The sequence below is a fragment of the Nonomuraea marmarensis genome (assembly GCF_043197025.1).
GTDB lineage: Bacteria > Actinomycetota > Actinomycetes > Streptosporangiales > Streptosporangiaceae > Nonomuraea > Nonomuraea marmarensis.
In genome coordinates, this window is sequence record NZ_JBICRM010000035.1 from 90283 (window position 1) to 100847 (window position 10565).

Below are 10565 nucleotides of genomic sequence, written 5' to 3' on the forward strand. Positions count from 1 at the left end.
CGGTTCTGGAACGATTGGGTGCTGGTGATATCTGTCGTGTCAGAGGTCGGGTGGGGATGGCGATGACAGACGAAGACGCTCTCGACTTCGCCATCGTGGTCTATCGCGAGGACGAGTGCTGGGATGCCGGGCTGCTGCCTGTCACGCTCACGTCCGACCTGCAGGGGCTGATCCACGCCCTGAAGCAGCAGCCGAGCGAGAGCGGCACGATCGGCCTGGTCGCCGTCGGGGACGAGTTCTTCGTGGCGTTGCGGGTCCTGGGCGATCGGGTGGACGTCTTCCTGTCCGACATCGCCGCCTCCTGGGACTTCCCGCTGGCCCGCCAGGTCCTGCACTACCTCGACGTGCCGGTTCCCGACGAGGAGGAGCTCGACGAGATCCTCCAGGACGAGGAGACGGTGCTCCCGGCCGGAGATCTGTCGATCTTCGCCGATCTCGGGTTGGACGAGATGGAGCTGGGCATCCTCTCCGGCGACATTGATCTGCTGCCCGAAGATGTGTTGTCCAGCATCGCCGCGCGGCTCGGGTTCTCCGAGCCGTTCGAGCGTGCCATCGAATCGGTCTTCGGCTGACCCCCCTGGAGCGCGGACATGGCGTCCAACACCTTCTCTGCGGCGTTTGTCAGGACCTCCGACGGTTGGAGCGGTGCCGAGGTCGATCTGGGTCATGCCGAGATCGTCGACGACTTCGGTGACGCGGTCACGGAGGCATTGGGCCTGACGGGCGACGAGCTGGCCCTCCTCTGTGTCGAGGTCGAGGACGAATGGTTCGCCATCGCCCGATATCGCGGCGAGGACGAGCCGCGCGTGTTCCTGTCGGACGCGCACGCGATTCTTGCCGACAGCCTGGGCGAGCTGTTCGCCGAGTTCGCCGGCGTGGCGCCCGACAAAGAGAGCAACGGGCTCGGCGTACGCCCGGCCGGCGACTTCGAGCTGCTCAGCGACCTGGGCGTGAGCTCGGAAGAGTTGCTGGAGCTGAGCATGGAGGAGGGCATGTTGCCCGCCGACATCCTCTCGGTGATCGCCGAGCGGCTGTCGTTCGCCGACGAGCTCGACCGGCTGCGGTGACGTTTTGCTGTGACCCACGAGTTGCTATGACCCACCGAGTTGCTATGACCCACGAGGAGGCCATGCGGCTGGCCCTGGCTGAAGCCGTCATGGCGGCCGCCAGGGGAGAGATCCCCGTGGGCGCGGTGGTGCTCGACCCGCTCGGCGAGGTCCTGTCCGCGGCGGGCAACGACCGCGAGTCGGCCGCCGACCCGACGGCGCACGCCGAGGTGCTCGCGCTCAGGCGGGCGGCCGCGCTGCGCGGACAGTGGCGGCTGAGCGGGTGCACGCTCGTGGTGACGCTGGAGCCCTGCACGATGTGCGCGGGGGCCGCGGTGCTGGCCAGGGTGGATCGGATCGTGTACGGCGCCGTCGACGAGAAGGGCGGGGCTGTGGGCTCGTTGTGGGACGTCGTACGGGATCGCCGGCTCAACCATCGGCCCGAGGTCGTGATGGGGGTGCTTGCGGAGGAGTGCTCCGACGTACTAAAGCGGTTCTTCGCCACTCGGAGGATCCGGTAAGCTCGTGCGCGGTGGTGTCGCCTAGTGGCCGAGGGCGCACGCCTCGAAAGCGTGTGATGGGGCAACTCATCCGTGGGTTCAAATCCCACCACCACCGCCATCGCCCAGGGCCTCCGAGATTTCGGAGGCCCTTTCGCGTGGGCTCAGCCGAGCGCCCATTCGCCCTTCTGGTCGGCGAACCCACTGTCGAGGGCGAACTGGAGCTTGGCGAGCGTGGCCGTCTCCGGCACCTCGAACACGATCATGCCCTTCCTGCTGTCGCCGGTGTTGATCGTGGCCGAGCCGCCGAACGACTCGCCTTCGCTGACTGCGGCGATTCCGGGCCGGTGCTGTTGCCCCTCGCCGTCGATGAGCAGGGCTCCGTTGTCCGGAGCGTCGCTGTAGGGCGCCTGGCCCTGGTTGGTGAGGGTGAGCTGCACCGCCACGTACCGCTTGCCCGTCTGCGGCTTCAACAAGCTGCTGGCCGGGGTCGCTTGCGGGATGACCTGGTTGACGGTGACGGCGACCTTGAGGCCGGGGTCACGGCCTTGGAGCGTGATCGTGTCGCCGATCTTGGCCGCGGCCTGCTGCTGTGGTTGCGCGGCGGTCTGCTCGGGTGCGGCGCTCGGGGGCGTGGCCTGCTCGGGTGCGGCGCTCGGCGGGTTGCTCAGGTCGAGCTGCACCTTGGGCTGGTCATCGTCGGCCTCCGTCCGGAGATCGAGCGAATCGCCTTCCTGCGCGGTCACGGTCGCCGTTTCCGCCGTGAGCACGAAGAACATCGCGCCGCACCCGCCGAGTAACAGCACCGGTAACCCGATGGCCAGCAACAGGATCACGCCCAGGTTGTTCTTCTGCGGCGGCGGCTGGTAGCCGTATCCGTGCGGCGGATGGTGGCCCGGGGGTTGTTGCGGATACGACACGGATTCTCCAAATGATGTTGAGAGGTGCTGCTGTGACGCCCGAGGTCCCACGCGGGTTGACACATGAAAAAGGGAGCCGCGAATCGCGGCTCCCTTTTCCTTTCTCAGTTGTTCTCAGTTGGGCAGCTCCAGGACCCTGGCGTGCAGGATCGATCGTTGGTGCAGGGCGGCGCGCAACGCGCGGTGCAGACCGTCCTCCAGATAGAGCTCGCCCTGCCACTGCACCACGTGCGGGAAGAGGTCCCCGTAGAAGGTGGAGTCGGCGGCGAGCAGCGAGTGCAGGTCCAGCATGGCCTTCGTGGTGATCAACGAGTCGAGCCGGACCTGCCGTGGAGGGATCTGCGCCCACTCTCGGTGCGTCAGACCGTGTTCGGGATAAGGGCGTCCGTCGCCGACAAGCTTGAAGATCACCCCACTGATTTTAGGAGAGAATCCGATTCCTTGCGTTGTCCGGCGGCTTCAGCGCAGCTCCCCCAGTTCGCAGTCGCCGGGTCTGCCGTTTTTGTAGCCGCGTTGGAAGGCGTTGACGCGTTGCGCGGAACTGCCGTGCGTGAACGATTCGGGGTCGATTCTGCCGCTGGTGCGTTGCTGGATTCTGTCGTCGCCGACCGCCGCCGCGGCGTCCAGGGCCTCGGAGATCTCTGCCTTGGTGAACGGTTTCTCGTAGAACCCCGTGTCCACCGCGTTGTTCGCCCAGACTCCCGCGTAGCAGTCGGCTTGCAGCTCGATGGGGACCGAGCTGCCCGATTGGAGCGTGCCGAGCAGGTTCTGGACGTGGTGGCCGTACTCGTGGGCGATCACGTACGCCTGGGCGAACGGTCCGCCCTTGGCGCCGAACTGGTCGTGGAGCTGGTCGAAGAAGCTCAGGTCGAGGTAGACGCGCTTGTCGCCGGGGCAGTAGAAGGGGCCGACGGCGGAACTGGCGGTGCCGCAGCCGGTACGTAAACGGCCCGAGTACAGGATGGTCTTGGCCTGGCGATATTCGGAAATTTCCTGCTTCCAGTAGTCCTGGATGCTGTTGACCACGCCCACCACCCGGCACCGTTCCGACTGGTCGGCGTCCTCGCCTGTCTGGCACTGCTGGGAGAGATTGGCAGGCGGTCGCCGCTGGGCGGGCTCGCCGCCGCCGCCCACGTTGTTCAGCACGAACACCAGCACGAGCGCGATCAGGCCGACGATGCCGCCACCACCGATGATCATCCCGCCCGGAAAGCCGCCGCCGGAGAACCCTCCGCCTCCGGCGTCCTCCACCTGCGAGGCATCGAGGTCGACGTCGTCTCTGAAGTCCATCCTTGACGTCCCTTCTGGGGGTGCGGCCCGCATGACAGCTTCCCCCATGGGACCGCCTGAATACCGCCAGGATGGGCTAAATGCCACCGGTGAAGGTGTCGCACCGCTTCGGGTCGCCGCCGTCGTACCCGATGCTGAACCACTTCCCCCGCTGCTGGGACGTGCCGTGCGTGAAGGCGTCGGGGGTCACGCGGCCCTGCGAGCGCCGCTGGATGCTGTCGTCGCCTACGGCGGCGGCCGCGCTGAGCGCCTGGTCGATGTCGGTCTGGGAGAACGGCGCCTGGTAGAACCCGGTCTTGACCGCGTTGTGCGCCCAGACTCCGGCGTAGCAGTCGGCCTGGAGCTCGAGGCGTACCGACGGGCTGGTGGCGCCCGGCCTGCTGTTGTCGCCGACCCTGTTCATGGTGCCGAGCAGGTTCTGGACGTGGTGGCCGTACTCGTGGGCGATCACGTACGCCTGGGCGAACGGCCCGCCCTCGGCGCCGAAGTCGCGCTGGAGCGTGTTGAAGAAGGCCAGGTCCAGGTAGACCTTGCGATCGCCGGGACAGTAGAAGGGGCCGACGGCGGAGCTGGCCACGCCGCAGCCGGTGTTGACGGCCCGCGAGAACAACACGGTCTTGGCCGGCTGGTAGGTCCGGCCGCGCTCCTGGAACGCCTGCCGCCAGTAGGACTGGATGCTGTTCACGATGCCGACGATGCGGCAGTCCTCCGACTGGTCGGCGTCGGCGCCGGTCCGGCAGCGTTCGGCCAGGTTGCCGCTCGGGGAGAGCGCCGGCGGGGGGCTCGGCTGCTGCCCGCCGCCCTGCTGCCCGCCCTCCTGACCGCTGAAGGGGAGGAACCTGAACAGGAACAGCCCGGCCACCGCCACGACCAGCACCAGGCAACCGGCGCCCCGGCCGCCGACGGGCAGCATGCACCCGCTCGGCATCCCGCCGCCTCTGCCCGGTTGCGGGCCCGAAGCCCGCGCGTCCTCGACCTGCGACGGATCGAGTGGCGCATCGTCGTCGAACTGCATGTGTCCCCCCGGATGCATCCTCCCCAGTAGCGGATCGAATACGCACAGCAGTCGACGGGTGGGGGCCGGGCATGATATTTGGCGATATGTCGGCTAATCTGCCGCTATGACGGGTGGCTTGATCGGGATCGCGCTGGTTTCGCTGGGCATGGTTCTCACACCAGGGCCGAACATGATCTATCTGGTCTCACGCTCGATCACGCAGGGCCGCCGGTCCGGCCTCATCTCCCTCACGGGTGTATTCCTGGGCTTCACCGTCTATCTGACCGCGACCTGCCTCGGGCTGACGGCCGTCTTCGCGTACGTGCCGGCCGCGTACACGGGGCTCAAGCTGGCCGGCGCCGCGTACCTGCTCTGGCTGGCCTGGAACGCCCTCAGGCCGGGCGGCACGTCCGCCTTCCAGCCGCGTGAGCTCCCGGTGGAGCGGCCGGGCAAGCTGTTCGCGATGGGCCTGCTGACCTGCCTGCTGAATCCCAAGATCGCCATCTTGTACCTGTCGCTGCTCCCGCAGTTCATCGACCCGTCCATGGGTCACGTGCTGCTGCAGAGCCTGGCGCTCGGCTCCGTACAGATCGCCGTCGGCACCCTGGTCAACGCCCTGATCGTGCTCACGGCGGGAAGCCTGGCGGCGTTCCTGGCCAGCCGTCCCCTCTGGGTGCGCGTCCAGCGCTACGTGACAGGCACGGTCCTCGGCGGCTTCGCCATCACCATGGCCACCGACCGCTCCAAGGCCCTCGTAGCCGCCTGAGCGGGCTACACAGAGGCCGGCCAGGGCCTTGTCGGTTGGGCAGTGGACGGCCGGGTCACGCCTGACCGGAGCGCAGCCGGTCGCCGTGGGCCGTGGCGAAGTCCAGGAACGTACGGGCGTCCCTGCCCATCACCGCACGGAAGTCGTCCGTCGTGTAGTCGCCCCACCCGGCGGCGTAGGCCCGCGCGTACTCGGTGTTGACCGCGGCGTTCCATTCCGGTAGTCCCGCCTCGAGCATGGCGGCGTACGCCTGCTCCGGCGTCACGGACTGGTAGGCGATCGGCTTGCGGTACGCCTCGCCGAGCCGGTCCGCGGCCTCGGCCAGGGAGATGCTGGCCGGGCCTGTGAGGGTGTAGACCTTGCCTGTGTGCGGTCGGGGGTCGGTCAGCAGCGTGGCGGCGAAGTCGCCGATGTCCCGCACGTCGATCAGGCCGAGCCGCGCCTGGGCGGTGGCGCCGTACAGAGTGCCGTCGTTGACGGAGCCGAAGAGGTTCTGCATGAAGAACGCCGGGCGGATGATGGTCCAGCCGAGACCGGACGCCTGGAGCTCGGTGTCGGACAGGGCGTGCAGGCGGCCGTTGCGAGTGGGCGCGTCGTGCGCGGCGCCGATCGCCGACATCCGGACCACATGGCGCACGCCCGCTTGGCGGGCCGCCCAGACCGCGTTCATGCTGGCGTGCGGGGCCTGCGGTCCCATCGCGGTGAGCAGCCACAGCGTCTCCACGCCGTCGAACGCGTCGTGCAGCGTCGCCGGGTCGTCGAGGTCGCCGACGGTCACCTCGTACCCTGTCGGGGCCTTGGCCGGATCTCGCACCAGCACCCGCACTCCGTCCTTGCCGGGCAGCGCGTCGAGCACAGCGCTGGAGACGGTGCCGGTGGCTCCGGTGATGAGGATGGTCATGGTCAGCGCTCGCTCTCTTCAGTGGTGCCGTCTTCCGCGGACACCAGCTCGTCGATCAGTTCGAAGAAGGCCCGGATGCCGGGCAGGTTGGCGCCCTTCGCGCCGGAGTCCGCGCGGTCCTCGGACGAGCGCCACGCCACGATGTCGAGCCACTCGTCGCCGGGTAGGCGCACCAGACGTGCGGCGAGGAAGCCCGCGAGCATCCCGGGACGGGCGGCCAGGAGCCGCTCGGCGTTGTCCGGAGACACGCGGAACCGGGTGAGTTCCACCGTTCTGGTCATGCGACGACTATATAGTAATTATTGATGACTATCAAGATTTGTGACTAAATGGAGGGTGTGACAGTGCGGAGGAGCGAGCGCAAGCAGGAGTACCCGGATCTCGGTATCCTGGCCGGCCGGACGCTGTTCGCGGTGCAGCGGGAGCTTTTCGCGGAGGTCGCCGAGCAGGGGCATCCCGAGCTCCGGCCGCGTCACGGGGCCGTGCTGGCCTACCTCGACGAGGAAGGCAGCCGGGCCACCGACCTCGCAGCCCAGTCCGGCCAGCACAAACAGGTCATCGGCACGCTGGTGGACGAGCTGGTCGAGCTCGGTTACGTCGAGCGGCAGCCCGATCCGGCCGACCGCCGGGCCAAGCTCATCGTGCCCACGGCGAAGGGGCTGGACGAGATGACCAAATCGGACGCCGCCATGTCCGCGATCGAGGCCGAACTGGCGGCTGCCGTGGGCAAGGAGGCGTACGCGGAGTTCAAGCGCGTCTTCAAGCTGATCGCCGACCGGCAGTCGTCCCGCCGGGCGTGACGATGGGGCTCAACGCGACAGCAACGCTATGACTTTGCGGATGGACGTGCTGTCTGTCCGACCCCGCCGGGCCCCCTCACGAATCTGCCCAGCCGTTCTTACGCGCGATGATGGCCGCAGCGAGCCCGATAGGGACCGTGGATCAGCAGCAGTTGTCCGAGGCGTTGACCGGTTCGATGGCTGGCTCGCGGCTTGGAACCAACCATCCAGGCGACGGCGGAAGACGAAGGTCAGCGGAACTTGGTGGTTACCGTGTTGGGATCCGGCGCCTTGATCGACACCTTGCTGCCCCACCCGGTGTAGCGGCTGTCGACGGTGACCATGTTGCTCTCCCCGTCCTCCGTCACCGTGTACGAGCTCCGCGCCCTGCTCACCAGGCCCGCCGAGGACAGGGTGAGGGTATAGGAGATCTTGATGTCTTCGTGTTCCTTGTCTATCCTCGCGGCGGCGATCCAGGCCGAGACCGCCTTGAGCTCCTTCACGGTGATCGAGCCGGTGACGGAGCTTCCCTTCGACTTCCCGTTCTTGATCAATGCGGCCAGGGTCTTGGGCTCGGCCGGATTGAGGAACTGCGCCCAGGAGTCGGGAATGGCGCCGCCGGTACCCTTGAACCAGGTCTTGCCTTCGGGGAGCAGGCCGGCCAGGTCACCGCCCGAGTAGTAACCGGTCTTGCCGATGGAGATGACCCGCTCCTGCTCGTAGCCGGAGTCCATCGAGACGTCGAAGGCGGTGACGCCCTTCTTGCCGAACTGGAAGGCGCCCTTGCTGTCCCGGGCCCCCCGCTCGTCGGTGCCGTCCGACCAGGTGACGGTGTCGGTGAACCGCACGCCGTGCCCGGGCACCAGCTTGGCCTTCAGCACGCTGACGGGGTTCTTCGGCGCCGCCTGCGCGGGCACGGCGGCCACCATCAGCGCGCCACAGGCCGCCACTAATATGATCATCTTCTTCATGACCAGCGATCGTGCCGGAGGTGGATCACAAACCCGGGATCTCGCTCGATTTCGCCGACAATCGTTATCCGGACGATGCGAACGGCCGGGTCAGGACAACGAACCGACGGTCAGCCGGTCACATGACCGAGCGGACAAGCTCTAGCCGAGCGCGGCCATCGCGGCGCGGAGTTCGTCGAATGTGTGGCCTGTGAGTTCGGTGAGCGTTCGCTGGTTGGCCGGATCGGCCCACTGGTCGAAGGCGTGGTGGAAGGCGCGGATGCCGAGTTCGGCGGCGAGGCTCGCGGTCGGTTCCGATACGCCGCGCTTGTGGAGTGCGTTCGTCACGGCTTCGGCGAGTTTGGCGCGCTTCAAAGCGGAGCGCTCTTGCAGTTCGCTGTGGCCGGCGATGACCGGGCGGAGCTTGGCGCTGAACTCACGGCGGTCGTCCGTGAAGGTGGTCGCGAGGGCGTCGAGGGCCGCGCGGACCGCTTCGAGCGGCGTGGCCGGGCTGGGCGCCTCGATGATCGCGTCGGCGAGGAGCCGGGCGTGCATGTCCTGGCCGGCGAAGAGCACTTCCCGCTTGTCGGGGAAGTGCCGGAAGAAGGTGGTCTTGGTCAGACCGGCTCGATCGGCGATCTCGTTGACGGTGGTGGCGTCGTAGCCCTGCTCGGCGAACAGGTCCAGTGCGGCGCGCACCAGCCGTTCCCGCGCGTTCGGTTCCCATCGAGCCATGCGAACAGCATAGGTGATGTGGCTTGGTACCGTCGCATCGGTTATGGTGACGGTACCAAGTCACATCACTTCGTCTCCGCCCGAGCGGGGCGCCCCATCCCAGGAGAGCTACACATGCGTGTATTCGTCACCGGCGCCAGCGGCCACATAGCATCGGCCGTGGTGCCCGAACTGATCCAGGCCGGACACCAGGTAGTCGGCCTGGCGCGGTCCGATGCCTCGGCCGCCGCCGTCAAAGCCATGGGCGCCGAGGTGCGCAGCGGCGACGTCGACGACCTGGACGGTCTGCGCGAGGCCGCAGCCGATGCAGACGCGGTCATCCATCTCGCGTTCAACCATGACGCCATCGCCGCCGGAAAGTTCGCCGACGCGGCGGCCGCCGACCTGGCTGTGGTGCAGACACTCGGCGACGCGCTGGCCGGCACGGGCAAGGCCCTCTTCGGCGTCGGCTTGACGCACACCGGCGACGCGAAGCGCGACGCGGCCATCGACGCCAACCCCCGCTCCGCCGTAGCGAGCGCGATCGCCGCATTCACCGAACGCGGCGTGCGGACCGTGCTCGTCGCGATCCCGCCGGTCACGCACAGCACGCGGGACAGGACCGGCTTCATCCCAACGCTGATCAAGATTGCCCGCGACACGGGCGTGTCCGGCTACGTCGGCGATGGCGCCAACCGCTGGCCCGCTGGTCACGTCCTGGACGTCGGCCGCCTCTACCGGCTGGCGCTGGAGAGCGCCCCGGCCGGCTCGCAGTTGTACGCCGCGACCGAAGAGGGCATCACGGTGCGCGAGATCGCCGAGACCATCGGCCGTCACCTGAACGTCCCGGCCGTGAGCATCCCGGCCGAGCAGGTCGCCGACCACTTCAATGCCTTCCCGTTCATCACGCTCGACGTCACGATGCCCAACGCGGACACCAGGCAGTTGCTGGACTGGGAGCCGGTCCACCCCGGCCTGATCGCCGACCTCGAAGACGGTCACTACTTCACCGCCGACTGACGCCGACCCGCCCCACCGGCTGTGCCGAATGGGTGCCGTCCTCGGAGGGGCAGGCCCATCTCCGCAGCGGTACCAGGATTCGGCGGCTCCTTGTGGCGCGGAGTGCCTACGAGGACGGCGTATGCACCCCCCGGACCCTCCAAGCTCCGGGCGGTGAACCGAGAATAGAGAACGGTCAAGAGCCCGGGCCACCGCAACATTGGGGGCAGCACGGCCAAGATGTGAGGCTTGGAATCGTCGGGACTGTCAGGCCGTGCCGTTGCACACAGTGAGCCTTTCCGCGCAAGGTGGTGGTCACCCTGAGTGATCATGAGTGGGGCGTGCCCGAACCCGTTGACCATGAGTGCAGGTGTCGTTATTCGCTTGTCGGCCGCCATGCGCATCGCCGATGATTGCGGCCATGGCTACGACCCGACGAGCCGACATGTTCACCGCGGACGGTAAGCCGTCTGACGACGACCCGCGTGAGAACGGACCAGCGTTGGGCGACGAGCGCACCACGCTGGTCGAATCCCTGCGCTGTCAACGCCTCACATTGGAGATGAAATGCTCAGGTCTGATATGAAACGGCCCGTCAAGGCTTTGCAGCCACACCGGCCCGAATGCTGATGGTTTGGTGCCGTTTTTCCTGTGTGTCCTCCTGGCCTATGAGCAGGAGAGATCGACCTGACGGGTCAAGACG

Annotated in this window: 14 protein-coding genes and 1 tRNA gene; 7 read left to right on the top strand and 8 right to left on the bottom strand. The window is 67.6% G+C overall.

What is annotated here, in order from left to right:
- The first annotated feature begins 56 nt into the window (after positions 1-56).
- The 4 genes from ACFLIM_RS39895 to ACFLIM_RS39910 all read left to right on the top strand — a co-directional run bounded on the left by ACFLIM_RS39895 (position 57) and on the right by ACFLIM_RS39910 (position 1667).
- The gene (locus ACFLIM_RS39895; protein WP_393174074.1) at positions 57-572 is read left to right on the top strand and encodes a tRNA adenosine deaminase-associated protein; all 516 of its coding nucleotides are present in this window, start codon (positions 57-59) and stop codon (positions 570-572) included.
- 18 nt (positions 573-590) lie between these two features.
- Positions 591-1067 (top strand): tRNA adenosine deaminase-associated protein, encoded by a 477-nt coding sequence (locus ACFLIM_RS39900; protein WP_393174076.1) that lies wholly within the window; start codon positions 591-593, stop codon positions 1065-1067.
- A gap of 44 nt (positions 1068-1111) precedes the next feature.
- Positions 1112-1567, top strand: a complete 456-nt coding sequence (gene tadA / locus ACFLIM_RS39905) for a tRNA adenosine(34) deaminase TadA (protein ID WP_393174078.1) — start codon at positions 1112-1114, stop codon at positions 1565-1567.
- A 10-nt stretch (positions 1568-1577) separates the two neighbouring features.
- Positions 1578-1667 (top strand) — tRNA-Ser (locus ACFLIM_RS39910).
- A gap of 43 nt (positions 1668-1710) precedes the next feature.
- Here the strand turns inward: ACFLIM_RS39910 and ACFLIM_RS39915 are convergent.
- From ACFLIM_RS39915 to ypfJ (ACFLIM_RS39930), 4 genes are all read right to left on the bottom strand, one after another.
- Positions 1711-2466 carry a DUF4352 domain-containing protein gene (locus ACFLIM_RS39915; RefSeq protein ID WP_393174080.1) on the bottom strand — a complete coding sequence of 252 codons (756 nt, stop codon included), beginning with the start codon at positions 2464-2466 and terminating at the stop codon, positions 1711-1713.
- A 114-nt stretch (positions 2467-2580) separates the two neighbouring features.
- Positions 2581-2877: a type II toxin-antitoxin system VapB family antitoxin gene (locus ACFLIM_RS39920; RefSeq protein ID WP_195897211.1), complete on the bottom strand. Its 297-nt coding sequence runs from the start codon at positions 2875-2877 to the stop codon at positions 2581-2583.
- 48 nt (positions 2878-2925) lie between these two features.
- Complete coding sequence (gene ypfJ / locus ACFLIM_RS39925; protein ID WP_393174082.1) at positions 2926-3756, bottom strand: KPN_02809 family neutral zinc metallopeptidase; 831 nt, start codon at positions 3754-3756, stop codon at positions 2926-2928.
- 76 nt (positions 3757-3832) lie between these two features.
- Positions 3833-4771, bottom strand: a complete 939-nt coding sequence (ypfJ, locus tag ACFLIM_RS39930; RefSeq protein ID WP_393174084.1) for a KPN_02809 family neutral zinc metallopeptidase — start codon at positions 4769-4771, stop codon at positions 3833-3835.
- A 106-nt stretch (positions 4772-4877) separates the two neighbouring features.
- Between ypfJ (ACFLIM_RS39930) and ACFLIM_RS39935 the strand changes: the two genes are divergently transcribed.
- Complete coding sequence (locus ACFLIM_RS39935; protein ID WP_393174086.1) at positions 4878-5519, top strand: LysE family translocator; 642 nt, start codon at positions 4878-4880, stop codon at positions 5517-5519.
- Positions 5520-5574: 55 nt separating this feature from the next.
- Here the strand turns inward: ACFLIM_RS39935 and ACFLIM_RS39940 are convergent, their stop codons facing one another.
- Positions 5575-6420 (bottom strand): SDR family oxidoreductase, encoded by an 846-nt coding sequence (locus ACFLIM_RS39940; protein WP_393174088.1) that lies wholly within the window; start codon positions 6418-6420, stop codon positions 5575-5577.
- Between the two features lie 2 nt (positions 6421-6422).
- On the bottom strand, positions 6423-6701 hold the full coding sequence (locus tag ACFLIM_RS39945) for a hypothetical protein (RefSeq protein ID WP_393174090.1): 279 nt from the start codon (positions 6699-6701) through the stop codon (positions 6423-6425).
- 57 nt (positions 6702-6758) lie between these two features.
- On the opposite strand from ACFLIM_RS39945, the gene ACFLIM_RS39950 reads away from it, so the two are divergent.
- Positions 6759-7220: a MarR family winged helix-turn-helix transcriptional regulator gene (locus ACFLIM_RS39950; protein WP_393174092.1), complete on the top strand. Its 462-nt coding sequence runs from the start codon at positions 6759-6761 to the stop codon at positions 7218-7220.
- 230 nt (positions 7221-7450) lie between these two features.
- On the opposite strand, the gene ACFLIM_RS39955 is transcribed toward ACFLIM_RS39950, so the two are convergent.
- A complete protein-coding gene (locus ACFLIM_RS39955; RefSeq protein ID WP_393174094.1) occupies positions 7451-8170 on the bottom strand; it encodes a hypothetical protein in 720 nt (239 codons plus the stop codon).
- A gap of 141 nt (positions 8171-8311) precedes the next feature.
- Positions 8312-8848, bottom strand: a complete 537-nt coding sequence (locus tag ACFLIM_RS39960; protein ID WP_393174096.1) for a TetR/AcrR family transcriptional regulator — start codon at positions 8846-8848, stop codon at positions 8312-8314.
- A 150-nt stretch (positions 8849-8998) separates the two neighbouring features.
- On the opposite strand from ACFLIM_RS39960, the gene ACFLIM_RS39965 reads away from it, so the two are divergent.
- The gene (locus tag ACFLIM_RS39965; RefSeq protein WP_393174098.1) at positions 8999-9883 is read left to right on the top strand and encodes an SDR family oxidoreductase; all 885 of its coding nucleotides are present in this window, start codon (positions 8999-9001) and stop codon (positions 9881-9883) included.
- The last annotated feature ends 682 nt before the right edge of the window (positions 9884-10565 follow it).